This is a genomic window from Bradyrhizobium sp. 6(2017) (assembly GCF_011058295.2).
Lineage (GTDB): Bacteria > Pseudomonadota > Alphaproteobacteria > Rhizobiales > Xanthobacteraceae > Bradyrhizobium > Bradyrhizobium septentrionale.
Window position 1 is genome coordinate 2,289,177 of sequence record NZ_CP049289.2, and the last position, 26,095, is coordinate 2,315,271.

Sequence of the window (26,095 nt, forward strand, 5' to 3'; positions counted from 1 at the left end):
CCCTATTTCTGTTTGATGAGAGCGGTGCTGCCGCGCAATGACACATAGCGTCGGAAGACATCGCGGGCCTCGGTCATGCGGCCTGCCTCTCGCAGCGCGTGACTGCGCAGGAGCGTCAAAGGCACGCGTGAAGACGGGTGAGCATCAACGGCGTCCAGCCGATCGAGCACCTCAAGTGCTTCGTCGCCAAGGCCCTCCGAGATGAGGGTGTAGGCCAGAATTCGGAGCAGATCGACATCCTGGGAATGTTCGCGGGCTGCGATTCGTAGCAGGGCCAGACTTTGTGCGCTCTGCCCGCACGCGAGGTGGACATAGGAGAGGGCGCAGAGCAGGTCACGCTCCGGCCCGGAGATCAGCAGGATATCGCCGGACTTGGAAACGTCCGGGGCCGAGGTGCGGACCTCCTGCACTCGATCCGATTCGATCATGGCTAGCCCTTGATCAAGCTGTTCTGATTTTGCCGGAGCAGAAGGAACCGCCGCAGTTCTTGCTGCAGGATCGCCAAGCATTCGCCGGCCGTCTTGTCGTCTGGCGTTGATTCCAGCGTTTGCGTTAAGCGCTCCAGAAGAGCACCATGCCTGTCTGCGCGCAGCACGTCCGGATGACGCAGGCGTGGAATGACGAAGGAGAGCAGGCCATGTGACAGATTGTGGCCATAAAGTGAGGCAAGTACTGCGCGGGGGTCGATTTCATTTGCGCCAGCAGCCCTCTCGAAGAGAGTGACGCGCGAGATTGCATCGATCGGGCCGACCTCGAGCGCGGCTTCGCTCGCAGGATCAATTGTCAGATCCTGAGCGGATGCGTCTCGCCACGACGCCTGTTTCGTGGCGCCATCTGCATGAGCGCCCGCGACTTCGATGTGGTCGGCTTTCGGGGTGGTCGGGCCGTTGACCGGTGCATGCTCCCCCGCGTCATACCCCTGCGACGAGGGGCCGGACCCTACAGGGTGCTGGGGCAGTCTGGCCATCGGCTTCTCCTTTCTTCCTGCAGGGCGGAAACGTTAATAGGGAAGTGCAGCGAAGCGGCCGTTCCGACTGAGCAGCACTCGTCCATCCTCGATTCGATCGACGGTCCATCCATTGCTCAGCAGCGCTCCCACGAAATACTTCTGGCCGCCGATAAGAAGATAACGTTCGCTTCCGCGCCAAACCGCTTGGACCGAGATTGAGGGCGGCGCCTTTTCGTCCTTGACGGTGACCGCGTTCACAAGGGCAGGAGTTCCGTTGGTTTGATGATCAAACCATTGCTGGATTTCCTGCCATTTTGCGCCAAGGGCTGGCGTTACGGTTCCTTCTGCGGTCACAACGCCGTGCCCCGAACCGACCTTGATATTAAGAAGGCCCCCTCGTTCAACCTCCTGCCGCAGCAATTCGGCAGTTGCATCAGCGGCCTTCGCATCCAGACGATTGATGGCTGGTTTGGCGGCAATGTCGGCCACAGACGATGCGTCTGTGCTCGGCGTCACTGCGCTATCGTCAGGGGCGAATATGGGCGAGACGGCGCCGATCGCCATGGAGCTGAGCAAGACGAGGCTGAGCACCACGATCCAGATAAAAGAGCGGTTGCTTGAGCCACCTTGCTGCAAATCTTGCGTCGACCAGCGAATGGACATGGCGCCGACATGAACGACGGCAGGAAGAGGAACACTAACGCGCTCGCCTGGGGGCATATTCTCGCGGCCGTCCAGTCTGATATTGGCTGCAAGGGCCTCGATCTCGATCGAATTGGTATGCGGGGTGATGCGAAGGTGGCGCGGTTCGAGCCCTTGTTCAAAGAAGATCAGATCGGCATCGAGGCCGCTGCCGATGAGGCTGGCCCCAATAGCGGCTTTGCCCCTAAGCCCGGCATAGAGCCCCGATAAGACCTCAAACTCGAGAGAAATCGATTCGCTCACGGATCATCTCCTGAATAACGAGACAAGCCGTACGGCAGTTCGCCGTACGGCTCTTGCAGAGTTCGTCATTCACTGCGCGGACACGGTAGCGACTCGGTGAGCCAACCGTCTTGCAGATTTACTGGACGCGTTCGTCGGCGACCTTCTTCTCGGAAGAGAGCTCGGTCGTAATTCTGCGCATTGCCACGGCCTGGGCCTGAACTTTTTGGCTAACACGCTCGAACTCAGCCATCTGGTTCTGGAAACCGGCATCCTGGGTAGCAGGAGCGGCACCGTTACCGCCAACACTATTAACCGCCATGTCTATTTACCTTTCTTTGTCGTGTGTCGTTAGTTGTGGCCTGCTACGTCGGGCGGGCCGATGATACGATGGCAGGAATAGAAAGAAAGACGTGCTCGCCCCCCAGACTGCTCAGGCTCAGCTCTGCGTTCTTGCCGAGACCATCGGTCTTGGGCTGTACGTTGCTCGTTTCAGCGTTCTTGTTGTCGGCAGTTTTGTCGGAGTGACTATCTTCGGACTCCAACTTGTGGATCACCTTTTCAAAGGTGTGATCAATGGCCCCGCCCACGGCGGAACCAATCGCAGCTCCGGCAGGTCCGCCCAACCATCCGCCGGCAGCGCTTCCGATCATTTCTCCAATCATCGGCTTCTCCTATGCTCGTCTTGTTACGCTCAATAGACGACTCCTCGCCTACAGTTCAGCGGCCTCATGCTAGGAGCGCTACCTTTCGAGAAGCTGACGAGTCTCCCGTTCCAGAACATTGGGGTGGCCCTTTGCAGAAGCTCATCACCTGCTGACAGCTTGCAAGCTTCATTTGCCTCCCTGGCCGCGCGTATGATCAGCCTGACGCCGAGCCGATATCGGCGCGGCGAACGTGCCTGCGCGTCAGGCGCAATTCGTTGGTCTGGTGAAGCTTGCAGCGAAGCTCTGACGGGTGTGCGTGGTCCGGCGATCAGGCCCGGTCGCTAGGCCTACGGCCGGGTTGTTGCGTTTGTCGGTGAGCGTTGCTGCGGAGACTGATGGTGTGATCGCCGGCACTTAGAGATTGCATCGATAGCGCGCGACGGGGAGCGGCGGGGGGGGGGGGCTTTTCTGGTCCGACGGAGCGACTGGCGGCTTCGCGGTGAGGCCTCGTCGCTTATTGAGGCCTCGCAAGGAACAGGACCTATCAGCGTAGCTGACATCGGACAGTCGATCGTCGGGTGCGAGACTACATGTTACCGGTGATCGGCGAGCGTGGATGTTCCCTAAAGGTGGTCTGTCGTGGAAGGCAGCTGCGAGCAATCACGCGATCCTCAGCCCGTGTCTGCTGACGAGGGCTGTGATGTTCAGTCGATGGTTTGTTGTCGTCAGCTTTTCGACAGGTACTGCTGGTACAGTCTTGGGACTTGGATGCGTGCGACATGCTCGTGCCAAGCCGACGAGAGAAGGGAGGGATCTCATCAGGGTTGCCGACGCCGGCAGCGAGAAGCATCCATTCGCTCGCCATCGGGCCAGGGGTGCGTTCTAAAATGGTTCCTAGTTGATTGAGCACAACGCTCGCAATTTTACCGCTTTCTTCGATGCAACAGGAGTGAACTAAATGGCGTATCTTCCCGTGGCCGGTCTCCCCGTGGTCGGCGCACTCGATTCGACGGTGAATGGAGTGGGGTCTGACGGGGTGGTTGCCAGCCCCGCTTTCGGCGCGCTGTTGGGGCAGTATGCCTCGACGGGTGCCTACCAGTACCTGCCGGCAGGTACTGCCGTCGTTGTCGCTCCGGTGGTCGTCACTCCAGTCGTGGTTGCTCCCATGTACATGATGGCGCCACCTCCTCCTTCCATGCTGTTGAGCCAGCAAAGTTCGGGTTTGGAGTCTTCCGTCGATCCGGTATGGACGCATGAGGTCAAGGATGGTAAGGCCACGATCAACCTCGGCGACAAATATACGATCACGGCCAATGAGAAGGATGGCACCTGGACCGTTCGCAACAACCAGACCGGCCATGTCACGAAGATCCATGGCGATCCCCATGTTGACGCGGACGGGGATGGCAGGGATGACTTCGACTTCAAGAAAGATATGACCTTCCAGCTCGACGATGGGACCAAGATTACCGTCAATAATGTCGACTACGGTAATGGTGAGGCCATCTCCTCAAAGTTGACCATTACGAACGGTCACAACGCGATGGTTGTGGAGGGGCTCGGCGACGACAAGGATGGCAAAAACAATCTGAGGGTGACCCAGTCCAATGCTGGCATGACTCTTGATGAGCTGACACCCGATGGTGCCCAGGCGATCCATGAGAGTGGCCAAGGCTGGGTCGATGGCGCCGGCGGCGTGGTGAATCAGGCGAGTATCGATGCCGGCGAACAGGGGCGCGCGCCGGGCAACTACCAGTCTGCAAGCGCAACGCCTGCCACTGCAACACCCGTGTTCTTCGTTCCTCCTCCACCGCCGCCTCTTGCGATGGTTCCGCTTGCCGTCGCGCCGGCGCCGTCATCTCAGCCAGCGCCAGTGTGGTCGCACGAGGTCAAGGACGGCAAGGCGACGATCAACCTTGGTGATAAGTATACGATCACAGCCGATGAGAAGGACGGCACCTGGACCGTTAGGAACAACCAGACCGGCCATGTCTCGAGGATCCACGGCGATCCTCATGTCGATGCTAATGGCGACGGCAAGGACGATTTCGACTTCAAGAAAGGTATGACCTTCCAGCTCGACGACGGCACGAAGATCACGGTGGACACGGTCGATTATGGCAAGGGAAAAACCATCTCCTCGAAGCTCACCATCACCAACGGCGACAATGCCATGGTTGTGGAGGGGCTCGGCGACGACAAGGATGGGAAGAACAATCTGAAGGTCACGCAGTCTAATGCTGGGCGGACGCTTGATCAGCTGACGTCCGATGGAGCTCAGACAATCCATGAGACAAATCAGGGGTGGGTTGACAACTCCGGACGCAAGGTGACGCAGTCGGTGATCAACCACAATGAGAACCCGGATGCGCCGCCGGATTTCAAGACGATGATGCGCGAGAGCATGTTCCGGCGCATTTTCCGTCACGATGCACAGCCGGCATGAGGCCCGATCCCGGGGCGTGTCGGAAACTCGTGGAAGCGGGCGCTAGCGCCCGCCTTTCATTTTCGCCAAACGGCCGCGAGAATGGCAGCTTGGCGATCTATCGATTCAGGATCGACGGTAACAGCCAGATTGTCTCGGCAATCGCAGCCTTCGCCCCGACAAACGGGCGGAGGGCCTCCAGGCCCGGCTACCCGGCCAGAATTGCTGCGGCGCGTTCCCGCCCGTTGTCGGCGATGGAGGCGTTGCACAGGAACGGTGCTCTCAGGTTTGTCTGCATGCCGACGCAAGCGTCGCAGTGAAAATCCCGTCAAGATCGCAGATTGGATTGAGGGCTGCCTCGACGGCGCGATCTACCCTCGGCTCAAAAGCACAAGCCCTGTCTCGCGTTGAGCTCTGCCTGTCTTTAGCCTCCGAAGCCGGGCGTGAACCCCAGCGCCCCCGAACATCCATCAGCTTCTCAGGAAGCCGGAGGCGCCGTGGGCTATGAGCATCGCCATTCCCGTCAAAGTCTGCTGCTAGGGACGTTAAAAGGAAATCGCAGCAGCCCGCTGCCAAAAAGATCCAGGTGCATTCGGATTCGCGGACCCGCTCGCAGCTCGGATCTGAGATCATTGAATGCGCATCTAACTGGTGGCATGTGCCAAGTCTCACTTGGCACGTCTTCGATTCGATCACCACGCGGGCTGTATCGTATCCCTCCATTGAGGGCCGCCTTGTTTGACGGACGCGAGCGCTGCAGGTCCTAGGGGTAATCCTAGGAGAAGCGCTATGACGATTTCGCGGGCAGAGGTGATCACATCGGTCGAGCGGCGGCGTCGGTGGTCACAGGATGAGAAGGAACGGCTAGTTGCAGCATCGTTCGAGCCCGGAGCCACTGTTTCCGAGGTGGCTCGCATGGCCGGCCTTCATGTGAGCCAGCTGTTCAGGTGGCGCAAAGAGCTTTGCAAGCACGGTGAAACGAGTGTAGCGCCGTTGGTGCCGGTCGAGATTGTGCCGTCTGTGCCGCCGCGGGATGTGGCCGAAGCGCCATTGACGACGGCGCCGGCGCGTCGACGGAGGAGCCAGGGCATCATCGAGATTGATCTCGGTAGCGGACACCGCATCCGGGTCGACGGTGACGTTGATGGAGACGCGCTGCGGCGAGTTCTCGATGCCCTGGTGCGCCGATGATCCCGGTTCCGACAGGCGCGCGAGTGTGGCTCGCGACAGGCTACACGGATATGCGCAGAGGCTTTCCGTCGTTGGCACTCCAAGTGCAGGAGGTGTTGCGCAAAGACCCGCTCAGCGGTCATCTGTTCGTCTTCCGCGGTCGCCGCAGCGATCTTGTGAAGATGATCTGGCACGATGGCCAGGGAGCATGCTTGTTTACCAAAAGACTCGAGAGAGGAAGGTTCATCTGGCCATCGGTTGCCGGTGAATCGGTAACGATCTCTCCGGCGCAATTGAGCTATCTGTTGTCCGGGATCGATTGGCGCAACCCTCAAGAAACCCAGCGCCCGACGCGGGTCGGATAGCCGTTTTACGGTTTGAATCTGCTGCTTGATCTGATTCAATGGCTTCATGATATCGAAGCCGGACGATCTTCCATCGGACCTTGCGAGTGCCCTGGCGGCGCTGCAGGCCGAGCGTGAGGCGCGGCTGCGAGCCGAGGCGGTGGCTGCCAGTGCGCGGGCGGAGCTGTCGGACAACGAGGCGCTGATCGCGCATCTCGAACTGCGGATCGAGAAGCTCAAACGCGAACTGTACGGGCAGCGCTCCGAGCGCGCGGCACGGCTGCTCGAGCAGCTGGAGTTGGAGCTCGAAGAACTCGTCACCACGGCGAGCGAGGATGAGCTTGCCGCGCAGGCCGCAGCGGCGAAGACGCAGAACGTCCGCCCCTTCATGCGCAAGCGGCCGGTGCGCAAGCCATGGCCGGATGACATCGAACGCGAGCGCGTCGTCATTGAGGCTCCAACGACCTGCGCCTGCTGCGGTGGATCGCGGCTGGCGAAGATCGGTGAGGATGTGACCAAGACGCTGGAGGAGATCCCGCGCCACTTCAAGCTGATCGAGACGGTACGCGAGAAGTTCACCTGCCGCGATTGCGAGAAGATCAGCCAGCCGCCCGCGCCGTTCCATGCCACGCCGCGCGGCTTCATCGGCCCACAATTGCTGGCGACGATCCTGTTCGACAAGTTCGGCATGCATATCCCGCTCAACCGCCAGAGTGCGCGCTTTAAGGCCGAGAGGATCGATTTGCCGCTGTCGACGCTGGCCGACCAGGTCGGCCACGTGACCTTCGCCGTCATGCCGCTCTTCCACTTGATCGAACGCCATGTGCTCGCGGCCGAGCGCCTTCATGGCGACGATACCACCATCCGTATCCTGGCGAAGGGCAAGTGCACGACCGGGCGGATCTGGACTTATGTGCGGGATGACCGGCCCTTTGCCGGGCCTGCGCCGCCGGCGGCGGTCTATTACGCCTCGAGCGACCGACGAGGCGAGCATCCGCAGAAGCATCTGGCCGCCTTCGCCGGCATCTTGCAAGCCGATTGCTACAACGGCTTCGAGCCGCTGTTCGACCCGCAGAAGAAGGTGCTGCCGATTACGCCGGCGTTTTGCTTCGCCCATGCGCGGCGGGGCTTCTTCGAGCTGGCTGACATCGAGAAGAATGCCCGCGAAGGCAAGAGAGGTAAACCGGTCTCTCCGATCGCGCTGGAGGCGGTCAGGCACCTGGATGTGTTGTTCGAGATCGAGCGCGCCATTAACGGCTGCGGCGCCGAAGAGCGGCGCGCCGTGCGCCAGGAAAAGAGCAAGCCGCTCCTCGGGGACATGCACGCCTGGTTGCTGCGTGAGCGCGAAACCCTCTCTCGCTCCTCCGAGGTCCTGAAGCCTATGAATTACATGCTCAGGCGCTGGGACGACTTCGCCCGCTTCCTCGACGATGGCAGGATCTGCTTGACCAACAATTGTGCTGAGCGCGCATTGAGAGGCATCGCCTTGGGAAGGCGCAACTGGACCTTCGCCGGCAGCCAGCGTGGTGCCGACCGTGCCGCCATCATGCTGACGATGATCACGACCTGTCGTCTCAACGACGTCGATCCGAAAGCCTGGCTCGCCGACGTCCTCGCCCGTATCGCCGATCTTCCCGCATCGCGTCTGCACGAATTGCTGCCCTGGGAATGGAAGCTCCTGCGCCAAGCCGACAAGCCCGCCGATCAGCAGGCCGCCTGACCTTCACGCAACGCCATCATAGAGCTCGCCGTACCCGCGCGCATGCGTCCATCACGCGGTCCTCGTCGTATGCGTACGGCGGAAGCCTTCGAGCAGTGGCTCCGCGCAAAGCTCGCGTTGATCAGCCAAAAGGGCAAGCTGGCCGACGCCATCCGCTATGCGCTCTCACGCTGGGAGGGCCTGACGCGCTTTATCGATGATGGCCGTATCGAGCTCGACAACAACGCCGTAGAGCGCTCGATCCGTCCGATCACGCTCAACCGGAAAAATGCGCTGTTCGCAGGCTCCGACGGTGGTGCCGAGCACTGGGCTATCATCGCCTCCCTGGTCGAAACCTGTAAGCTGAACGATGTCGATCCGCTTGCCTACTTGACCGACGCGCTCACCAGGATCGTCAACGGTCATCCGAATAACGAGATCGATCACCTGCTGCCGTGGGCCTATTGCCGTCACGACCTCAAAGCTGTGGCCTGAAAACAGCGCTTACATAGAAGCTCACATCGGCTCACAAACTCAGCAGCCGATAGCCGATCGCTTACCACTCCGCCAGACGGGGTTTCTTTGCCGCTTACGCTAATTCAGCAGGTAGAGTATCTGATCGCTTACGCGGCGGTCGCCAAGCAATCTTAAAGCTTCGAATATCACAAGGCGAACAGAATTCCCGAAACCTCTTCTGCCGGTTTGGGGATGTGTAGTGCTCGGCTTCGGCGAGAGTCAGATGGCCCAGTGCGACCATGATCTCGTGAGCGGTCGCGCCAGGGAAGCGAAACCATCACTGTGCAGGTAGGACGCGACCAGCGACCGATTGATCGCGCTGCGTCCTTCCTTATCGACGGCCGTTGTTGGAGAGCTTCTTCTCGCTCAAGACCGAACGCACCGCCACAAGATCTACCGTACCAGAGACGAGGCACGCGCCGATGTGTTCGACTACATCGAACGATTTTACAACTCGACCCGCAGGCACTCGACCATCGGCTACCTCAGCCAGGTTGAGTTCGAGCGCAAGGTGGGATTCGCCAGTAGAAGACAGTGACTATTTGAAATGACCTTCAGGTGCATCTCGGCAAAGATCCGACAGCGAGAGCCTCGCGTGTAAGATAAGTAGCCGCCAATCCATTCCAGGATCTCGCAACACGATACCAGTGCTCTTTTCGGGTTGGCAACAGTTGAAGCTTTCTTTGTGCCTTGCGCGCAGCCGCAAGCTTTCCGTCGCGCTTAGCTTGTTCCAGATTCTTTCGCTCTAGTTCTTCGGTCCGTTTCCATCCAACCCCTCTGATTTTGCCCTCGGCAAAGTAGTCGAAGGCGAGCCGGAAGGTGAGAGCACGACCTGCGGCGGCCCTTGGATCCAACTCTGGTTCGGTCAACCAACGCTGAAGGGTGTCGAGCCCTCCGGCCCGCCAAGCGTGAGAACGTCACTCTTCCTAAAGATAAATCAAGAGTGTCACGTATGCAGCGACCTCAAGTTGCGTGTCTAAGTCTTGTAATTCCAGCCAGCGGCTGATTGCTTCTAAAGAAGACATGGCTTTAGCTCTGCTTCCTCGCAGTCGCGCTTAGAATCCTCGCGACTGGCAAAAGGTGGGGTTGACCGCGATTCGGCTCAGAGAACGCTGCGCTGGTCAACTACAAGAATCTCCAGGTGACGGAAATCAAACCTGGCGAAGCTATCCTTCCTTCCAGACGATCGATTCCATGAAACCTGCATCGTGGAACCTATAGGCTTATGACCGATTTTGGTGTGTTTTTTCAATCGAACTTATAGGACGCCTGAAAGAACGTACCCCAGCGTTCCATGCTGTACTTCGCAAGTACGGTCGGTTCACCGCAGCCGCTGCACAAAGGGTTGCTTCGCCTGTTGGTCCCCATCGCCCAGTAGCGGCCACCGACGCCGACGCTGAAGTTCCTGGTGACGAAGTAGGACAAGACGCCTTCAACTTGGACGCCTCGGCTCCCATTGCCCCGTTGTTCATCAAACATGGTCTCGTCGCGCAAGAGATGATTGTCACGCCCCTTGAAATCGGTCCACGGCAGGTACGCGACGTCAGCATTCAGACGGGTCAGCAAGATCGCCGACAACCTGGTGGATGTCGTCGCACACCGGGCATTCATAGGTGCGGATTTGAAGACCCCAGCGGCCGGGCGTGATGCGTGCCAGCGACATTGCGGTTAGACATGCCGGGCATAGTCGCCCGAAATGGTAGGCCATGGTTGCGCGCCTTAACTCAGGCGGGAGCACGATACTCTCGGTCACCGATTATTGCCGTTGATGGTGCGGTGATTGGGCAAGGCTCGCATGTCCGGTCGCCGACTTGCTGGTCAAAAGAAAACATATTGGCAAAGGTTAATGACGGCTGCCAACCAGCAGAACGGATGGCGTCCTAATGGAAATTGATGGGACAGAACGTCCAATACTGGGAACATCGGCTAAGCCTTGGTTTCTGTTTGCTTAATCCAAAACAGGCCACTCACAAACTCAAATTAGGTACTTGCAATGGGGCGGGAATGAGGGCCTGCAGATAGCTCTGGGTGCGCCACAGTTGTGAACCCTCGCAAGGGTTATGGAATACTAGCGCCGTCCGAGATTGGGTCATTGTCCAAAGCTACCGAGCTCATAGCAAGCCCAAGCCCAAGACCTAGCGCCGGGAACAACTCGGCTCGCGGCTGCTGCCATACCGGCAACCTTGCAGTCTGACATCGTCGCCATGTAGCCCTCAAGGATCGTTATTTTACTATCCTCCTGCTGCACGTAGGCAACGACGCCTAATACGCCCGATAAGCCTCGTTGTAGGGTAGTGTCGTGGCAGACATAGGACGCGGAATAGCCGGGCTTCACGGTTGCGGCCTTGATCGCTAACTCACCAATCCTCCGACACTCATCTAAGGTCTCTGATGGTCGAGCAGTGATGTTGATGGTGGCCAGAATGCTAAGATGCGTCGAGGCGACAATGTTGATGAGCGGTGGCATGCCGGCTGACTTCGAAATCATTACTGCGTAATTCCGTTGAGCGCATCAAGCCATCGAAGATTAATGGGGCTGGCCATTGCGCCGGCCTTTCATTTTGGCTGATTTCTCCGCCTTCGTTTCTGGTCCGATCACTTGTGCCTTGTCTGTCGGTCCGGACGTACAGCCGCAATGCTGTGCAAGCCGCATTAACGACAGGTACGGCCGCGTCTGCGATGAGAATACTATAACTTCGAGAATACTATAACTTCGAGCGGCTGCTGGATTCATACTCATGAACGCTTCTCCTCATCGGCCGCGTCGCAAATGATCGTAAGCAGCCTAAAGAGCGTAAGCGGAGGTATGCGCATGAGTTCTGTACTCGTCATCGCGAACTCGTCAGGGCCTCCGTGCTCGCGGATGGTCTCGCGAAGTGCGGCGAGCTTGTTAGGATCGGCAGAACGAATAGCAGCCTCGAAGGCTGGTATGAATTTGAGCCTGTCCATTTCAACAGCCTCCTAAGCGTTCGTGAACGCTGGCCCACGAAGTGACCTTTCGTTTTGGCGGAGGCCTAGTCACTTAGAGCTTCGCGATGCGGCAAGCAACTCGCGTGCCAGACAAGTCACCATGCAAGAGAGAGGAGGAAGAGCACCCAGCACTATGAAAAAGCGCGGGCGGCTGCTGACGACCGCCCGCGCGAAGTTGCGGTATGAGGGCTTGGCCCTCACGAGGTCAATCAACAAGCGACCAAGCCATGCATGGCAAAACGGTCACGCCTGCAAAACAGAGCGCTTTCACACCTCGTGCACCCTAGCTACCGGAACGATGTGGCGGCTTGCGGACTGCAATGTCATGAACCGGACGCGGCCGAACGAGATGAAACGTGCAGCGCTTAGTGGCGCCGGGGTCGCGTGATGCGGGTCGATCGCGTCATCGTGTATGGCTATCAGCGCCGGGCTCCAAGCCGAGCCTTCGCAACTTCTCCTCTGCGAGAGGGCAGTTTAGCATTGCGGGCTTTGCGCCGCAGTTTGCAATATGGTCATCCTCGCCGCTTCTGACGGGTCGGCCACTGCAACCGCGTAAGTTATGTGCTTGAATTCCTCATCGTCGGCGCCTTCCTTGAAGACGGCGACGGTCACTATCCAACCGTCCATGTTGCCGCGCTCCCGAAGCCATCGCCTGTGGAGCGGTTGCGTCTGGAGCGGTTGCAGCGCTACGCGCCTAGGAGCGAAGCTCAAGGACCGTATCGTCAATGAAGCCGAGCAGACCGCCGCTAAGGACGGCGCGGAAGACGGCGATGTTAGCCGGCGGGGATTCCGGATACAGGGTTGCCTGAGGGCGAGAAGCCCGAGCCGAAGAAGCGCGACCGCAAGCCGCTGCCGGCCGATCTGCCGCGCCAGCGCATCGAACATGACCTGCCCGAGGACAAAAAGGCCTGTCCGTGCTGCCGGAGCCGGATGCATCGGATGGGCGAGAACGTCGCCGAGCAGCTGCGCATCGAGGTGAAGGCGACGGTGCTGCGGCATGTGCGGTTCAAGTATGCGCGCCGCCACTGCGAGCGGACCGCACTGAATAGCCCGATGGTGACTGTGCCGATGCCGGCGCAGCCCTTGCCCGGCAGCGTCGCCACGCCTTCAACGCTGGCGCTCGTGCTCGCCAACAAGTACGTCGACGGCACGCCGCTATATTGACTGGCAGACGCGCTGGCGCGCGCCAATGTCAGCATCAGGCGCGGCGGGAGGGAGATGGCGTATTCTGAAATGCGATCAGACGGAGGCAAGCGAGCCGATAGAACCGTAGTGTGGGCCCCTCCAAGCCGAGCGCCCGGAATTGATGGACGAGCGCCAGTACCATCATAGATGAAGAAAGTCTCACGCGCGGGCCTATGCACGTGCGCGAGACTGCTTGGCTCGAGCCGCAAATAGTGGCCGCTCGCCTACGTCGACTTGGCAAGCTGGCCATCATTTGCGCTTCTTCGTATTTGAGAGCTTCTCTCCCGCGTCGCCTTTCGCCGCAGTTGCATCAGCAGACACCAATTTTGACTTGTCGCCGCTACCGAACGTGAAAGTGTCGGCGCCTGCGCTGATGCCATTCCATGCCACCGCCTCGGCGAGTGAAAGCAACCAAAGCCCTTGAAATCCCGATGCCGCATTAACCTGTCCTGTCCAAACAGTGGTTGAGCTGCAACCTTCGAAGTTGACAGCAAAGCTTATCGCCGTTCCGTTGTGGTTCTGGACGAGCCAGCCTGTCATCGCCTGAGGCACGCCTTCGTCGCAGCTATTGGTTGCGTTGTTCGTATAGGTGCCGGAAATCGCGCCGGTGCTCCGGTCGTAGCTGCTGACCGCCAGGGTTGAGCCGTACTGGTTGCTCCATGTCCAAATGGGTTGCGCCTCTGCCGCTGTCGCCAGTATCAACCCGAGGCAGGCAGACGCGATCCACTCGATTAATTTCCAATTTGCTAGACGCATTGTAGACTCCATTTACTGGTAACTCCACAGCCTTCTGGCCGTCGTCGTATGGTAGGGCTGCGCCGATGGTCCAATACGCGCTCTCGCTGGGACTCAATATCTCACAGCCCCCAGCGCCACCCCAGCGGTAGTTCACGCGGATCAAACCGATATCAAAGTCCTGACCAATACGCGCGGTCCCTGCAAAAGCGCCTGCTGGACCGCCCACAAGCCCGGTTGAAAAGAAGAAGTCCGCATCCCGATGAGCCGTGAACAAGTGATCGTACTCAACGCCAATTGACCAGTTCCGAGCGAAGTCGAATTCAAGGCCCGTGCCTACGGCGCCGCCCCACCGGGGCTCGCTGCCGTTATCGACGTTCATCCCCGTTGTGAAATCGAAGACCCGGTACTTGTCGCGGACGACCGGAGCGCCACTTTCACATAGAGCAGCATGTTATTCCAAGTGTAGCCAACCTGGCCCGTGAACAGGCCGAAGGCATCGATCTTGGTGCCATCCTGGACGCCGACGAAAGCGAGATTGGAGTTGGAGCCGCTGAGATTGGGCCAGTTACCCTGCGCCTCCAGGTCAAACACCGAGTTGGCTATTTGCCGGCCGTAGCCGATTTGGCCACCGAACGTGCCACCGGTTGCATTGTGGCAACCCATGCCACGAGGTGGAGCGAAGACCAAGCCGGCGGCGTTGGCTACGTCCCAGCACTGATGCGCGGTGCTACCGCCGCCATTGATGCCGATGTAGAAGCCGGTCCAATCAAAGATCGGAATCACTATCGGAGAAGCTTTGGCGTAAGGCCGCGCGGCTAGATCTGCGGAGGCGGCAGGAGCGGTCAACGCGATCAGGGCTACCGTGCCGAGCAAGACGTTCTTCATGCGAAACGACTCCGCGATCGTTCATCGGGCACGCGTACCATAGCTACATCCTCTCGATCAATAACCAAGCTCAATAGTTGACTAAGGGCGCAAGACATCCAGCAGCATGCTGAGCGGCGTTTGATTTGGGAATGCCTACAGAGCTTGTAGGAGCCTCGCGGTGCGGTTTTGCTGATACTGAACTAACGGCGGCATATCGAACCAGCTCAACGCAAACGGCGAGGGTCATGATGAAAATGGCTGTTTGGAGTGCGATCGGCTTCTTTGCGGTAGGCCGCCGTCGCCCGACGTATTGAAGACGAAATCGGAGTTAAGCGACACGATTAGGCCGCCGATTGTCAATCCGAGCAGGATTAGGAATGGTCGCATCAACGTCCATTGAATAACGACTTTGGCGCGGTTGCCACCCTTGGCCGTCACCGAGAAGTTATGCGATCCCCTGGTCAGCAGCCCCAGAGCAGCAGCCCGACTGATCGGCCAGGCCGCCATCAGCTGAGCCGTGTCGTTGAGAAGCGGGACAAACAGTCCTTTCGACAGCCAGTTCAAAGATACCAGGACCACCAGGTAATACGGCACGTAAAATTTGATAATGTCGACCAGCGACGCGTTCACGATCGTGATCCCGCACCACCAGTACAACAGTGGGCAAATCAGGCTGGCAAGCCGGAAGGGAAAGGTGGTGAGCCAATAGAGTAGTGGTCGATGATGCCGATTCGATGCATCAGCCCGAGGCGGTGCAAGCCAAATGGGCTGTATGAGTTGCGGACGATCTGCATTAGGCCGAGGCACCACCGGCCACGCTGGACGATATACTCTTGCAATCCCTCGGGAGCCAAGCCTTCAGTCAGCGGCTCGTTAAGGTACACGGTTTGCCAGCCGTTTTCTGCGAGCTTGAGCGTGAGCAGGAAGTCCTCGGTCACGCTTTGTATCGGAATCCAACCGATAGAGCTTCGAGCATGGCGAATCCCCAACTGAAGAGCGCATCCGCAGTCCAGTCGAGCGGCGCCAGAGTTTCGGTGATGCGCCAGATCACATAGCGCCACGAGAGTATGGCGGCCGCCCCAAGGAGAAGTGCGCGCCAATACCATTTCATCGGATTGAGCAAGGGGAGGACAGTAAGGCGGAGCCCGATTACCAAAGCGGCGCCTGCGAAGGCAGCAAGGAGTGGAGACAGCAGAAGCATCAGAGTCCGTACCGCGTAATAAACCGGCGAAATTGTGCGATGGGACCGCCCGTGAAGATGACGCGACCAGTACGCCCGATCGCGCAGCTGAGATCTGGCTCTGCCGCGAGGTCGGGAACAGTCACGGTGACGTCAAAGCGCTGGAGATGCTGCGCACTTGGACCCACAGCAAGGTTGGCGTACAGCGAGCTTGCACCGGATCCGCCGAGGCGGGTTATGGTTCCATCGAAAATCCGATCATCCCCAAACAACCGAAACTGGACCGCCGCCCCCACGGAAAGACTGTCGTACAGAGACTCGGCGACGCCGGCGGCGACGATCAGCGTATTGCAGTCGACGATCTTGACAAGATCCTGGCCACGCCGCGCGTATTGGCCGTCGTCTACCAGTATGTCCCAGACTAGGCCCGAGATGCCGGCACTGAGCGTGGCGAAGGTCAAACTATTGACACGAAGACGCTCGGCGTCGATCTGCCGGTCGAGCTGGGCGATGCGCGCCTTCAGCTGCTCTTTGTCCACAGTCAGCTCGGCCAGCCGTTGCTCGAGTTCACGGATACGTTGGGTCGAGGAGGGAGCAGCATTGTAGGACTCCCCGATAAAGACGTTCGCGAGCGGACGCGAGTTCGGTCTCCGAGTAATTTACTCGCTGCCGCGCACTCTCGAGTTCTTGCTGGGCGACGTCGTAAGTTGCGCGAGCGCGATCCAGATTGGCCGCTGTCTGTACGCCACGCGTGTTTAGTTCGTTCGCGCGCTGGAACTCTGCATCCGCCTGACGGAGGCGCGCAGCCGCAGCGTCTTGAGTTGCTTTCGTTTCGGCAATTCGGGGCTGGCCAGCAAGGCGCTTGAGCTCGATCCGTTGGTCTTCGCGATCGCGATCAAGCTCAAGAAGCCTGGCGGTATCGAAACGCTGGTCGTATATTTCAGCTATAAGCCCGCCGGGGCTAACGCGCGCGCCCATGTTTTTTATGGCGAGCGTCACCCTTCCTTCGATCGGGGCACGAACGATGTTGAGCCTAGCATTGAGCGTAGCATCCGCCGATGTCCCAGCAAAGTGCTCGCCGATAACAACGTATAGTCCCACAGTCAGCAGGGCGAAACCGACGACGACGCGTACGAGTCTCATAGGCGACTTGCAAGTTCATTACCAATGGGAAGGTGGCTCCACTGAGCGGCATTTGCTACGCTAGCGTTCTCAAGAGGGCGCTACGGAGACTCGTTTTTCTTTAGGCCTCTGCCAAACCATCCTCTGCTGCTTGTTTCGGGTTGGAACGCCGGGTGCCACTCGAACCGATTTTGACATCGGCAATGAAGCGGCCGCATTGCATCGAACGATAGTTTTACAAGCTCGACCCGTTCGGGCGCCATCTATCAGACTAGCAGGCTGGTAAAGAACAGTTTCGTGATCTCAACGGCCGGAGGATCCGTCTCATCAGAACTGGCGAGGGTGACAAATTCGTTCTTGCAGTTCCAGCAGCGCCAAAGATATTGGACCTGCGCACCTGTGCGCTCATGCCACTCAAGGTGGACCAATGCAGAACCACATCGAGAGCATTTATCGGAATGTGCCATCGAGATCGACGCCATGTGAAAGCTCGTGTATTTGCGCAGCGAGGCCATGGGTAAAACGACCATATCGTAAGCCGCCGCTCCTCGAGCGCCTGCGTTGGATGAGACCTCCCCTTCAAGCCTCATGCCAACTGCGAGAGCTTGATCATAAAAGGCCCAACTGCTTGAGGGAGAGTACCAAAACCGACAAGCATGTCTGAAATCGGACGTCGGCGTAGTTGGTCGACCGTTCTTTGATAGTGGATGGGGTGTCAACCCCGATAGACAAAAGTGATCCGGTGCCGGGTTCATGGTTCTTTCCGCGGACGTCTCTATGCCGGAGCGCACATGATTGCGTTCTTTCTGCGAAGGACGGCAAAAAGAATCCCGGCATTGGTCCATGCGGCTTCGCAGTCGGTACGTGTTTTGAGCAAGAAACTTATGCAAAGCCGCTCGATGGGAGACGAGGTGATGCCTTGTAAAGTTCGCCTGCCTCGTCTGGACCTCGACGCGCGACGCTTGCTAAGCTGCTCGGTAGTGCCGGAGCTTGGCTCAAGCGGAGCCATCGCGAGATGGCTGTATCGAGCGCATGCCATGACTTCTTCGTACTTGCAATCTCAAAACGTGCTTGCATCGTTTCTTTCGAGCCGATCTTTAAGGAGTTGGATTGAGCTGAGCTGGACAGTTGAGCATGCGCCAAAGCGAGACCAGCAACAGGCGCAAAGTTCTCCAACCCAAGCGAGGATGCGTCGGAAGTTGGGGCCGGCGGCAGAGAGGGCGACGTTGGCTGCGGCCCCGGTGCGGCCTTTGAGGTAACACCGGCCGAGGTGTCCTTCGGTTCTGAGGTGTCCTATGATAGGCTCAATGGCGGAGCGGCGGCGCAGCTCCCGCTTGCCACTCTCAGGCCTGGAATCGCAGAAGGCCTCGAGGAAGATCCAGATCCATGCATCGACCAGCAAGGAGCCTTCCTCCGAAGTGACTGTCAAAGATTACGCAGCCCCTTGGCGATCGCTTGGCCAACCTCTCGCTTAGCCTGATGACCATGAATTATCAAGAAGAACCAACCAATTGGCATGCCGACCTCACGGTCGATGGGCTTCGACGCGGTCCATCAGGATACGGACCGACGCGTCGCCAGCGATGAGCCTCTCTTCCGGCAAATGCAGCGGGCGCGGCACGAACCCGATCTCGAGCGTACCTTTATCGTCATAGTCGTAGATGTTGAACGCCCAGTGCGCGTAGATCCGCTAGGCCGAAGCACTTGCCCGCCCGCCCAAGCATTCGATAGAGCCAACCGGCGATTACCTTCTCGCGGATATATCTTCGTGCGTGATCCATGACGGATCGAGTAACTCGTCCTTGCCGCAAGCCAATCTCACAGGTTGCGTTAGGGAACCTACAAGGTTTGGCAGGCGGCTAACTCAACCAGTTTAGGTATCCTACGGCCCCGGTCGCGCAGTGCGGGGACATCCCAGACGAAGGAGATCGCAGATGGCCTACAAGAAACTCGCCAATCAAAGCGGGCTGACGCTTACGGTTTTGCTCATTACGCGTGTTGGCTCGGAGCCGAACCAGTAACGGATCGATTGTGGCGGCGGCACTACCGGCGGGCGGCAGGCAGACGGTTGAGTACGGTAATACGCAGACTCCTTCCTCAACGGGCTCGTGATTTCCTTGTCTCGATGGGCATTTTCGAGCGCCTCGCAGACCGTGACAACTCGCGGCAGGGGCCGGAATAATCTGCTGAACACACGACACGTTGACCTAGCGGAGCGGGCGGCCTGAACGCGGTGGGCTCGAATACATAAACGCAGTCCACGGCGCTGCTGATCTCGGTGGCGGCGGGAGCTGGCCGCTGCTGGACGACAAGGCCGACCCTATCCGCGCCGCCGCCTGCTCGATGGGGTGCCGCAGGACGGAAAGGTCAAGCTCATGCCTCCGTCGCAGCGGTGATCGCGGGCGCCGAGTTGTTGAATGGCCTCCGGCCGCGACGCATTCTGGTTCCTTCATCTGGCTAGTACACAAGGACCGAAGGTGCTCTGGGACAGTATCCTTCGGAGACGCTCAAGTGTCCACGAAACGATCTGACGTCATCATGGGAGACGGTATTGCATATGAGCACCAATCGTGCGGTACCCGAGCCGCCTAATGCGCTCCGGCTGGTCACACAGGCGTATATGAGCCTTCTCCTCATCGCCTTCGCCTTGATGCCCGCCCAGTTCATTGCCTACCTGTATTTCCAGCAGGATCCCACGCTAAAATTCGAAAATCACCCATTCCATGAATTCGCGATTGCCCTCGCCACCCTCGAAGGGCTGTTCGTCACCTATGTGACGTGGCGCTGCTACTGGTCTTCGGGCGAACCTCTGTTGCGTTGGTTGACGCTGGGTTTTCTCGGCTTCGTATTGATCTATTTACTGCACGGCGCCTTCACCAGGATGGCACACCGCAACATCTGGCTGTTTCTGCTCTATGGACCGGCGTCGCGTCTCGCGATGTCGATTCTTCTCTTCGTTGGGCTGCTCAGCTATAACCAGCCATCAGACGAGGTCGAGAAGCGTTCGGATGCGCGCACATGGCTGATGTGGACCGGCCTGTTCCTGACCGTGGATATAGCTGTCGCCTTGATCGCCTACTCCCCCTATGCGGGACACCCGGCGGTACGCTTGTCCATGGAGGGCGGTGCACTGGTGTTCAGCGCGCTGAACGTTGCGGTCATGCTCATGCGAGGGATTCACTCGCCGCTCATGCTTGTTTTCGGCATCTCGGTCGCGTGGTTTGCGTTATCGTCGCTCGCATTCATTCTGGCGGCACCGTGGAATCATATGTGGTGGCTCGCCCACGCGATCTTTGCTGGCGGGTTCTTGCTGCTCAGCTATGGCGTTGTCCAGGCTTTCCGAACGACGCAATCCTTCTCGACCATCTATAGCCAGGAAGAAATGATGGCCCGCCTGGCCGATTCGATGGCCGACACTCAAAGGGCGCTACAGCAAGTGCAGGTGAGCAATCAAAGGTTAGAACGCCTTGTCGCCACCGACCCACTGACCGGTGCCGGAAATCGGCGACACTTCCTCGACCATATCGGCGCCGAGATCGCGCGGGCCAAACGAACCGGTGCTCCATTATCTCTGCTGTCGCTCGATCTCGACCATTTCAAGGATATCAATGACTCACGTGGTCACAGCGTCGGCGATGAGGTGCTCCGCGCATTTGTGCGAAAGTGTCTGGAGGCAATTCGCCCTTATGACTCTGTCGCACGCGTGGGCGGTGAAGAATTCATGGTCTTGCTGCCCGCGGCGACGCTCGACACGGCTTACGCGGTAGCCGAACGCCTTCGATCGACGATTGAAGGCACTGCATTCGACGTCGAAGCTCAGCCGTCGGTCGGCGTCACCATCAGCGTTGGGGTGTCGGAGTTCGGGCGCGATGGAGACACGCTTGACGGATTGCTGAACGTCGCCGATCAGCGGCTCTATCGCGCAAAACATGAAGGTCGCAATCGTGTGATTGCCGCGTAAGCTTCATTCATTCGCGCGCTTAGCCTCAGGCGCTCCGCGCCGTGGCGCTCATTTTCGTTGTCATTCTCCAGGTCAGATCCGAAGCTCCACTTACCAATTTCTCTTCGTCGCCCATCGCGAAAACGAGAAAGTTTTTCGGAATGAGTCCGGAGTAGCACAATGGCTTCGCGGTCAAAAAGTTCGCGCTGAAGCTGGTCGAGCAGGCGCGCCGCATTCTTCGTTGCTCAAAAAGCTCAGGAAAATCCAGTTGCCGGAGATCGCCTATACCGCGCTAACCCAGGCAAGCGACTATGCCGGCACCTTCTAGGTGGAGCGCGGTTTAACCGGGACGGTTCTCGGGAGTCGCGCAGCCGGTCGAGGAAGAGTCGAAGAAGATTCATGACGTCGGCAACAATCGCCCATTCAATTGCGTGATCCGGCGCCTGGACAGCGCGTTCTATCGATCCTCGGGCAGATGCTGGCGGGCAAGGTGGGTGATCCCGACCGCAGCGGTGTCGACAACCGTCTGTTCGTGAACGGGGTTGTGGGTTCCGCGGTCCGGCGCCTAACTGGCAGCACCTGCACCTGCCGGAGCGCTATGGCAAGTGGAACAGCGTGCCTGCGCGGTTTCCCGCTGGGCCAAAGCGGCGTGTGGGAGAAAGTGTTTGCCGAACTGATCCGGGATCGCGACAATAAATACCTGATGCTCGACACCACTCTGGTTCGCGTCCACCAGCAGGCCGCGAGCGGAGAAGGGGGCCAAAACTCAAGAACTCGGGCGCTCCGGAGGTGGTTTGACGACCAAGATCCACATGCTCTGCAACGGCCTCGGTCGTCCGCTTACATGCTCATGGCCGGTCAACGACACGGCAATCTCACTACGAAAGCCCTGCTCGAAGGCTTTGAGGCCGGGGCCGTGCTAGCCGACAGGGCCTATGACTACAACGACGTCTGCGCAAAACCATCGCAGACAGGAACTCCCAAGCAGAGATTTCCTCAGCCGCTCTCGCAAGGTCCCGATCCCCCACGACGAAACGATCTACAAGCTGAGAAACCGCATCGAGCGCTGCTCAACAAGCTCAAAACACTTCCGCCGCTTCGCTACGCGATTCGACCGACGGGCCGAACTTCCTCGCGTTTGTCCACCTCGCCGCAATCTGCTTTTGCTTCAATGAGTGTGTAGTCGTCCTAGCTATACGCCCAACCAACGCGCCCCTAAGGCGGCGCTGTATCGTAGCAACCGAATTCGGCACGGCGTTCAGTTCTGAGCGGGACAGCAGCGGGGTCTTTGCATTCTGAGAAGCCCAAGTTTTTTGACGGACGCGGGCCGACGAGGTCGGGAGGGCGGAATCGTCCCCTTCGTGCGGCGATGCGTGGATAGCTTACCTCACCGCAGAGGGTGGCTGTGTTTTGAGACGATCCAGCATCTTCGATCCCTCGCGGAACGACTTCGACCAGGATTTCTTGGCAAAGTCCAAGTGGCACTTCATAGCCTGAAAGTGGATTGTCCTTTTCGCCGTCAGTGACTTCTCCGAAAATCAATAAGAGCGCGAAGGCCCAGCCAGCCCAATTCCATTGGCTTTGCATACGTCCACGCCGTACCGAATGAGGTGGGTATGACAAGTTGGAGATTGTGGTACCTTCTGAAGGTTGATGATCGGAACTGAGCAGCGAACCACTTAGCACGTCGGCAAATGAACGCGGAGAACAATTTCGCGGCGCGGCTCATTGACGCCGGTCGCCTCGCAGCAATAGCACGTACATGCGGTCTGAAAGCTGACGTCTCATATTACGTCAATGAGGCGCTCAAAGAGCTTTGGCGAAGCAGGTCGCCCGACGAGGCAAAGAGGATCGCTCAGCGCTGGGTCTTGTGGGACTCAGAAGGGAGGCCGTGGCCGCGCCTGCCATCGCTGGAAAACGTGGTTCCGTTCTATCGCGCCGGCACGGCACAGGTATCGGTTGTGAATCGGCCGGTGACGCCACTGCATGCAATCCGGAACTGGTTCGAAGGCCAGAATGAGGAGGTACGATGCGAGATCGCTGGCATGGCAGCGCTTCTGGTCTTGGAAGGTGGTGGTCTTCTCGAATGCAGCAGCAAAGGGTGGTGTGACCATCTTCGGAGGTGGCTGAGCGAGGCGGGATTGCCAGCCCATACGATCATCGGCCGCGCTTTGAGGTTCCGGACCTGTTTTGAGTATTTCGCGGAGAGCAGGTTCACCGAGTCGGGCTGGAGACGGTCCGAAGCGGCCGCTCTCAAAATTCTCGAAGATACCAAGCGCGACCCGAACTCGGAAGCTGTGCGGTTTGTACCAATTGCCCGAAAACTGCTTGATACCTTGCCCGCTCGAAAAATCCGTTGGATGGAAGTACGGAAGTCCTGGAGAGAACTGGCGAACGCCAGCCTCACAGCCCGGGCTCTCAGGGTATGGAGCGCCTCACAGATGAGATAGGAGGTAGCACGGACCCCGGTTCAGAAGTGTGGCGCCATCCCGAAAGACTTTAGCGATGCGCCAAGGACCGGTACGTGCTTGCGCTCGAACTCAACCCGGCCGCTGGCCAAGCACCTTGTAAGGTCGCCTTGGGCATCTTCGTACTGACGTATGGTCGACTTCGGCAAAAGCGACAACTGGCACCGTCTCAATTTCCGTCTTGTCCGGTTGCTTTCTGTCTTGTCTGGTTGAAGACGGAGATGGTTGTAAGCCCGACATGACGACGCTCCCATTCCGTCTTCAAGCAAAGCCCGCAATCAGCTTTTGCGCGCCGCGCAGCCGCTGCTGGTATGGCTTGATCCAATTCGATGATCGCGGCGCCGTTGCTGCTTATGGTCAGGCGCTCGACGGCGACTGCATGTGGCTGTGCACCCCGAAGGGCTTCTGGCGCTTGTTGATTATGCAGTCCGGGAGCTGTGCTTCGCGATCATATTGTTTTGCACGGCGCCATCGGCGCGCCGATTGCATAGACATTCCAACCGCTACATGCTGGAGAACTTTATGTCCTCTGCTTCTCTCGTTTCTCGCCTTAATCCACCGAAGCAGGCGGCTCCTCGCAAGGCCTATTTGGTCGGAACAGGCATCGCCGCCCTGGCCGCAGCGGCTTACCTCGTCAAGGAGGGCGGGCTATCCGGCCCGAATGTCGTCCTGTTCGAGCAAATGGAGCAGTTCGGCGAAAGCCTCGACGCACATGGCGATCCGAAGGACGGATATGTCATGCGCGGCGGGCGGCGCATGTTCGAGGAAAAGTTCAACTGTACCTGCGACTTGTTATCCTTCATTCCCTCGATTGCCGACGAGACCAAATCGGCGAAGGACGAATTGATGGAGTTCCATCAGGAGTTCTTTTGGAACGACAAGGCGCGCTTGGTTTCGGGAGGGCAGATCGTCGACGTCTCCGATCTGGGGTTCAGTGAGAAAGATCGGCTCGACCTGATCGCGCTTTGCGCGGCTCCAGAATCGGTGCTCGACGTCAGGACGATCCAGGACTGGTTCGAACCCCACTTTTTCCGCAGCAATTTCTGGTTCATCTGGTCCACAACCTTTGCTTTTGGGCCATGGCACAGCGCCGTCGAGTTCAAGCGATACTGTCTGCGCTTCCTGCATCTGTTCTCGACGGTCGACACTTTAGCGGGGATCTACCGCACCCAGTTCAACCAGTTCGACGCCATGGTCCGTCCGATCGTCGCATGGTTGACGGCGCGGGGCGTGCGGCTGGAGATGGGGACGGAAGTGACCGATGTTGATATTGTCACCGAAGGCGGGAAGAAGACCGCGACGCGTTTGCGCTATCGGCATGGCGGCGAAGATCGCACCATCGATCTGGCCGAACGGGATCTTGTGTTCGTGACCAACGGGTCAATGACATCCGATACGAGTTACGGTTCGATGGACACGGTTCCCGTGCTGAATACGGAGCGAACCGGAGGGGCGTGGAAACTTTGGGAGCGCCTGGCTGCCAAGAGTCCGGATTTCGGCCGCCCCGCCGCCTTCGCTTCCAAGATCGATCAGTCCAAATGGGAATCGTTCACAGTCACCGCGGACGACTCGAGCTTCTTCGACCGGCTAGAAGCCTTCTCCGGCAGTAAGGCCGGCAAAGGCGGATTGGTAACAATTAAAGACTCCAATTGGCTCCTGACCATTGTCCTTAATCGGCAACCGCACTTTTACGAACAGCCGAAGAATGTGTGGGTGTGGTGGGGCTATGGGCTCTACCCGGACAAGCCGGGTAACTTCGTGCATAAGCCCATGTCGGAGTGCACGGGGCGTGAAATTCTCATCGAATTGCTTTCGCACCTGCGATTCACAGAGAGTATTCCGTTCATTCTCGACACGTCGCGCGTCATTACGGCGATGATGCCTTACATTACCGCCCAGTTCATGCCGCGCGTCATGACCGACCGAGGGTGATCCCGAAGGGATCGCGCAACCTCGCCTTCATCGGCCAGTTCTGCGAGATTCCCGCCGACGTTGTCTTTACCGTTAAATATTCCGTGCGCGCGGCGCAGACTGCCGTTTTCGGCTTGCTCGATGTCCAACGTTCGGTCTCACCCCTTTACAAGGGCCAGCATGACCCTCGCGTTCTCTTCGACGCCTGGAAGACGCTGCACCGCCATTGATCAACGGAACGAGTCGACGACTATGGGACGTGTGAACGACAAGGTCATTCTGGCGACCGGCGGGGCTCGCGGAATGGGGGCAGCTAATGCGCGCCTGCTGGTGGCTGAGGGGGCCAGGGTCGTGATCACTGATATTCTTCATACAGAAGGAGAGGCTCTCGCGGCTCAACTTGGCAATTCGACCATCTATATGCCTCAGGACGTTACCCAGCCGAAGCAGTGGGCCGAGGCGGTCGCAAGCGCCGAAGGGCGCTTCGGCGCGCTCCACGGGCTGGTCAACAACGCCGCGATCGCCAACATAGCCCCTATTGAGCAGTTCTCGCTCGATCAGTGGAACAAGACCCTTGCCGTCAATCTAACCGGCGTATTCCTCGGAATGCAGGCAGCCCTACCGGCCATCCGGCGCGCGGGCGGAGGTTCGATCGTCAACGTCTCGTCCGTCGAGGGGCTGCGGGGCAGTGCCGGACTCCACGCCTATGTCGCTTCGAAGTTCGGCGTGCGGGGCATAACCAAGTCCGCTGCACTGGAAGCCGCGGCCTCGGGAGTCCGCATCAACTCGATCCATCCCGGCTTCATTGCCACCCCGATGACCGAGAGCTTCGAGTCCTCCCTTTTCCCCGTTCCACTCGGGCGGGCAGCCGAGCCGCAGGAAGTATCGCAGGTCGTCTTGTTCCTCCTCAGCGACGAGTCCAGCTACCTTACCGGTTCGGAGGTCGTCATCGATGGAGGTCTGACGGTCGGCGTCCCGCGCAAATGCCTGGCGCCCGAGAACCTCTTTTGATTAGCCTGACTGAATGTCCAATCTAGTCG

The 26,095-nt window shown here is 58.8% G+C and carries 24 protein-coding genes and 5 pseudogenes; 12 read left to right on the plus strand and 17 right to left on the minus strand.

Annotated elements, in window-relative coordinates:
- Positions 1–2 precede the first annotated feature (2 nt).
- The 5 genes from G6P99_RS10890 to G6P99_RS10910 form a co-directional block, all read right to left on the minus strand.
- Entirely contained in the window at positions 3–428 is a 426-nt protein-coding gene (locus tag G6P99_RS10890; RefSeq protein WP_029084949.1) for a tetratricopeptide repeat protein, read from the minus strand.
- 2 nt (positions 429–430) lie between these two features.
- Complete coding sequence (locus G6P99_RS10895) at positions 431–967, minus strand: hypothetical protein (protein ID WP_165128127.1); 537 nt, start codon at positions 965–967, stop codon at positions 431–433.
- A gap of 33 nt (positions 968–1,000) precedes the next feature.
- On the minus strand, positions 1,001–1,894 hold the full coding sequence (locus tag G6P99_RS10900) for a SctD/MshK family protein (protein WP_029084947.1): 894 nt from the start codon (positions 1,892–1,894) through the stop codon (positions 1,001–1,003).
- 118 nt (positions 1,895–2,012) lie between these two features.
- Positions 2,013–2,195 (minus strand): hypothetical protein, encoded by a 183-nt coding sequence (locus tag G6P99_RS10905; protein WP_029084946.1) that lies wholly within the window; start codon positions 2,193–2,195, stop codon positions 2,013–2,015.
- A gap of 43 nt (positions 2,196–2,238) precedes the next feature.
- Positions 2,239–2,538 (minus strand): hypothetical protein, encoded by a 300-nt coding sequence (locus G6P99_RS10910; protein ID WP_165128129.1) that lies wholly within the window; start codon positions 2,536–2,538, stop codon positions 2,239–2,241.
- 940 nt (positions 2,539–3,478) lie between these two features.
- Here G6P99_RS10910 and G6P99_RS10915 point away from each other — a divergent pair.
- The 6 genes and pseudogenes from G6P99_RS10915 to G6P99_RS10940 all read left to right on the plus strand — a co-directional run.
- On the plus strand, positions 3,479–4,966 hold the full coding sequence (locus tag G6P99_RS10915) for a DUF1521 domain-containing protein (protein WP_165128131.1): 1,488 nt from the start codon (positions 3,479–3,481) through the stop codon (positions 4,964–4,966).
- Positions 4,967–5,734: 768 nt separating this feature from the next.
- Positions 5,735–6,136 (plus strand): IS66-like element accessory protein TnpA, encoded by a 402-nt coding sequence (gene tnpA / locus G6P99_RS10920; RefSeq protein WP_165124207.1) that lies wholly within the window; start codon positions 5,735–5,737, stop codon positions 6,134–6,136.
- A gap of 50 nt (positions 6,137–6,186) precedes the next feature.
- Positions 6,187–6,480, plus strand: coding sequence for an IS66 family insertion sequence element accessory protein TnpB (tnpB, locus tag G6P99_RS10925; RefSeq protein ID WP_349259795.1), 294 nt, complete (start codon positions 6,187–6,189; stop codon positions 6,478–6,480).
- Between the two features lie 46 nt (positions 6,481–6,526).
- The gene (gene tnpC, locus G6P99_RS10930) at positions 6,527–8,179 is read left to right on the plus strand and encodes an IS66 family transposase (protein ID WP_165124201.1); all 1,653 of its coding nucleotides are present in this window, start codon (positions 6,527–6,529) and stop codon (positions 8,177–8,179) included.
- Positions 8,180–8,260: 81 nt separating this feature from the next.
- Positions 8,261–8,653 (plus strand): annotated as a pseudogene (locus G6P99_RS10935) (IS66 family transposase); the annotation flags it as partial.
- A gap of 368 nt (positions 8,654–9,021) precedes the next feature.
- A pseudogene (locus G6P99_RS10940) lies at positions 9,022–9,212 on the plus strand (IS3 family transposase); the annotation flags it as partial.
- Positions 9,213–9,922: 710 nt separating this feature from the next.
- Here G6P99_RS10940 and G6P99_RS10945 read toward each other — a convergent pair.
- The 4 genes from G6P99_RS10945 to G6P99_RS10960 all read right to left on the minus strand — a co-directional run bounded on the left by G6P99_RS10945 (position 9,923) and on the right by G6P99_RS10960 (position 12,271).
- Positions 9,923–10,240 (minus strand): hypothetical protein, encoded by a 318-nt coding sequence (locus G6P99_RS10945; RefSeq protein WP_224496607.1) that lies wholly within the window; start codon positions 10,238–10,240, stop codon positions 9,923–9,925.
- 523 nt (positions 10,241–10,763) lie between these two features.
- Positions 10,764–11,141, minus strand: coding sequence for a hypothetical protein (locus G6P99_RS10950; protein ID WP_029084862.1), 378 nt, complete (start codon positions 11,139–11,141; stop codon positions 10,764–10,766).
- Positions 11,142–11,410: 269 nt separating this feature from the next.
- Complete coding sequence (locus G6P99_RS10955) at positions 11,411–11,623, minus strand: hypothetical protein (protein WP_165128133.1); 213 nt, start codon at positions 11,621–11,623, stop codon at positions 11,411–11,413.
- A 495-nt stretch (positions 11,624–12,118) separates the two neighbouring features.
- Positions 12,119–12,271 (minus strand): hypothetical protein, encoded by a 153-nt coding sequence (locus G6P99_RS10960; RefSeq protein ID WP_224497162.1) that lies wholly within the window; start codon positions 12,269–12,271, stop codon positions 12,119–12,121.
- A gap of 30 nt (positions 12,272–12,301) precedes the next feature.
- Between G6P99_RS10960 and G6P99_RS10965 the strand changes: the two are divergent.
- Positions 12,302–12,805 (plus strand): annotated as a pseudogene (locus G6P99_RS10965) (IS66 family transposase zinc-finger binding domain-containing protein); the annotation flags it as partial.
- 273 nt (positions 12,806–13,078) lie between these two features.
- Here G6P99_RS10965 and G6P99_RS10970 read toward each other — a convergent pair.
- From G6P99_RS10970 to G6P99_RS11005, 8 genes and pseudogenes are all read right to left on the minus strand, one after another.
- On the minus strand, positions 13,079–13,585 hold the full coding sequence (locus tag G6P99_RS10970) for an avidin/streptavidin family protein (RefSeq protein ID WP_035978291.1): 507 nt from the start codon (positions 13,583–13,585) through the stop codon (positions 13,079–13,081).
- Positions 13,586–13,942: 357 nt separating this feature from the next.
- Positions 13,943–14,452 carry a hypothetical protein gene (locus tag G6P99_RS10975; protein WP_063619001.1) on the minus strand — a complete coding sequence of 170 codons (510 nt, stop codon included), beginning with the start codon at positions 14,450–14,452 and terminating at the stop codon, positions 13,943–13,945.
- 225 nt (positions 14,453–14,677) lie between these two features.
- Positions 14,678–15,064 carry a hypothetical protein gene (locus G6P99_RS10980; RefSeq protein ID WP_246709493.1) on the minus strand — a complete coding sequence of 129 codons (387 nt, stop codon included), beginning with the start codon at positions 15,062–15,064 and terminating at the stop codon, positions 14,678–14,680.
- 38 nt (positions 15,065–15,102) lie between these two features.
- Positions 15,103–15,372, minus strand: a complete 270-nt coding sequence (locus G6P99_RS10985) for a glycosyltransferase family 2 protein (protein WP_246709494.1) — start codon at positions 15,370–15,372, stop codon at positions 15,103–15,105.
- Positions 15,369–15,635 (minus strand): hypothetical protein, encoded by a 267-nt coding sequence (locus G6P99_RS10990; protein WP_029084858.1) that lies wholly within the window; start codon positions 15,633–15,635, stop codon positions 15,369–15,371. The genes G6P99_RS10985 and G6P99_RS10990 overlap by 4 nt, the downstream gene beginning before the upstream one ends.
- Positions 15,635–16,153 carry an HlyD family efflux transporter periplasmic adaptor subunit gene (locus G6P99_RS10995; protein WP_246709495.1) on the minus strand — a complete coding sequence of 173 codons (519 nt, stop codon included), beginning with the start codon at positions 16,151–16,153 and terminating at the stop codon, positions 15,635–15,637. The genes G6P99_RS10990 and G6P99_RS10995 overlap by 1 nt, the downstream gene beginning before the upstream one ends.
- A gap of 28 nt (positions 16,154–16,181) precedes the next feature.
- Positions 16,182–16,757: a hypothetical protein gene (locus G6P99_RS11000; protein WP_165128135.1), complete on the minus strand. Its 576-nt coding sequence runs from the start codon at positions 16,755–16,757 to the stop codon at positions 16,182–16,184.
- A gap of 1,076 nt (positions 16,758–17,833) precedes the next feature.
- Positions 17,834–18,072: pseudogene (locus G6P99_RS11005) on the minus strand (IS5/IS1182 family transposase); the annotation flags it as partial.
- Positions 18,073–19,293: 1,221 nt separating this feature from the next.
- Between G6P99_RS11005 and G6P99_RS11010 the strand changes: the two are divergent.
- From G6P99_RS11010 to G6P99_RS11030, 5 genes and pseudogenes are all read left to right on the plus strand, one after another.
- A complete protein-coding gene (locus G6P99_RS11010) occupies positions 19,294–20,697 on the plus strand; it encodes a GGDEF domain-containing protein (protein ID WP_165128137.1) in 1,404 nt (467 codons plus the stop codon).
- 454 nt (positions 20,698–21,151) lie between these two features.
- Positions 21,152–21,859, plus strand: coding sequence for a hypothetical protein (locus G6P99_RS11015; RefSeq protein ID WP_414645571.1), 708 nt, complete (start codon positions 21,152–21,154; stop codon positions 21,857–21,859).
- Between the two features lie 511 nt (positions 21,860–22,370).
- Positions 22,371–23,126 (plus strand): hypothetical protein, encoded by a 756-nt coding sequence (locus G6P99_RS11020; protein WP_165128139.1) that lies wholly within the window; start codon positions 22,371–22,373, stop codon positions 23,124–23,126.
- Positions 23,127–23,666: 540 nt separating this feature from the next.
- Positions 23,667–25,285 (plus strand): annotated as a pseudogene (locus G6P99_RS11025) (oleate hydratase).
- A gap of 22 nt (positions 25,286–25,307) precedes the next feature.
- Positions 25,308–26,066, plus strand: coding sequence for an SDR family oxidoreductase (locus G6P99_RS11030; protein ID WP_165128141.1), 759 nt, complete (start codon positions 25,308–25,310; stop codon positions 26,064–26,066).
- Positions 26,067–26,095 lie beyond the last annotated feature (29 nt).

What these genes read in the sequence shown, in the direction of transcription:
- G6P99_RS10890 (WP_029084949.1), bottom strand. Translation starts at nt 428, where the DNA reads ATGATCGAATCGGATCGAGTGCAGGAGGTCCGCACCTCGGCCCCGGAC.
- G6P99_RS10895 (WP_165128127.1), bottom strand. Translation starts at nt 967, where the DNA reads ATGGCCAGACTGCCCCAGCACCCTGTAGGGTCCGGCCCCTCGTCGCAG.
- G6P99_RS10905 (WP_029084946.1), bottom strand. Translation starts at nt 2,195, where the DNA reads ATGGCGGTTAATAGTGTTGGCGGTAACGGTGCCGCTCCTGCTACCCAG.
- G6P99_RS10910 (WP_165128129.1), bottom strand. Translation starts at nt 2,538, where the DNA reads ATGATTGGAGAAATGATCGGAAGCGCTGCCGGCGGATGGTTGGGCGGA.
- G6P99_RS10915 (WP_165128131.1), top strand. Translation starts at nt 3,479, where the DNA reads ATGGCGTATCTTCCCGTGGCCGGTCTCCCCGTGGTCGGCGCACTCGAT.
- tnpA (WP_165124207.1), top strand. Translation starts at nt 5,735, where the DNA reads ATGACGATTTCGCGGGCAGAGGTGATCACATCGGTCGAGCGGCGGCGT.
- tnpB (WP_349259795.1), top strand. Translation starts at nt 6,187, where the DNA reads ATGCGCAGAGGCTTTCCGTCGTTGGCACTCCAAGTGCAGGAGGTGTTG.
- tnpC (WP_165124201.1), top strand. Translation starts at nt 6,527, where the DNA reads ATGATATCGAAGCCGGACGATCTTCCATCGGACCTTGCGAGTGCCCTG.
- G6P99_RS10950 (WP_029084862.1), bottom strand. Translation starts at nt 11,141, where the DNA reads ATGCCACCGCTCATCAACATTGTCGCCTCGACGCATCTTAGCATTCTG.
- G6P99_RS10955 (WP_165128133.1), bottom strand. Translation starts at nt 11,623, where the DNA reads ATGGACAGGCTCAAATTCATACCAGCCTTCGAGGCTGCTATTCGTTCT.
- G6P99_RS10960 (WP_224497162.1), bottom strand. Translation starts at nt 12,271, where the DNA reads ATGGACGGTTGGATAGTGACCGTCGCCGTCTTCAAGGAAGGCGCCGAC.
- G6P99_RS10970 (WP_035978291.1), bottom strand. Translation starts at nt 13,585, where the DNA reads ATGCGTCTAGCAAATTGGAAATTAATCGAGTGGATCGCGTCTGCCTGC.
- G6P99_RS10975 (WP_063619001.1), bottom strand. Translation starts at nt 14,452, where the DNA reads ATGAAGAACGTCTTGCTCGGCACGGTAGCCCTGATCGCGTTGACCGCT.
- G6P99_RS10990 (WP_029084858.1), bottom strand. Translation starts at nt 15,635, where the DNA reads ATGCTTCTGCTGTCTCCACTCCTTGCTGCCTTCGCAGGCGCCGCTTTG.
- G6P99_RS11000 (WP_165128135.1), bottom strand. Translation starts at nt 16,757, where the DNA reads ATGAGACTCGTACGCGTCGTCGTCGGTTTCGCCCTGCTGACTGTGGGA.
- G6P99_RS11010 (WP_165128137.1), top strand. Translation starts at nt 19,294, where the DNA reads ATGAGCACCAATCGTGCGGTACCCGAGCCGCCTAATGCGCTCCGGCTG.
- G6P99_RS11015 (WP_414645571.1), top strand. Translation starts at nt 21,152, where the DNA reads ATGCTGGCGGGCAAGGTGGGTGATCCCGACCGCAGCGGTGTCGACAAC.
- G6P99_RS11020 (WP_165128139.1), top strand. Translation starts at nt 22,371, where the DNA reads ATGAACGCGGAGAACAATTTCGCGGCGCGGCTCATTGACGCCGGTCGC.
- G6P99_RS11030 (WP_165128141.1), top strand. Translation starts at nt 25,308, where the DNA reads ATGGGACGTGTGAACGACAAGGTCATTCTGGCGACCGGCGGGGCTCGC.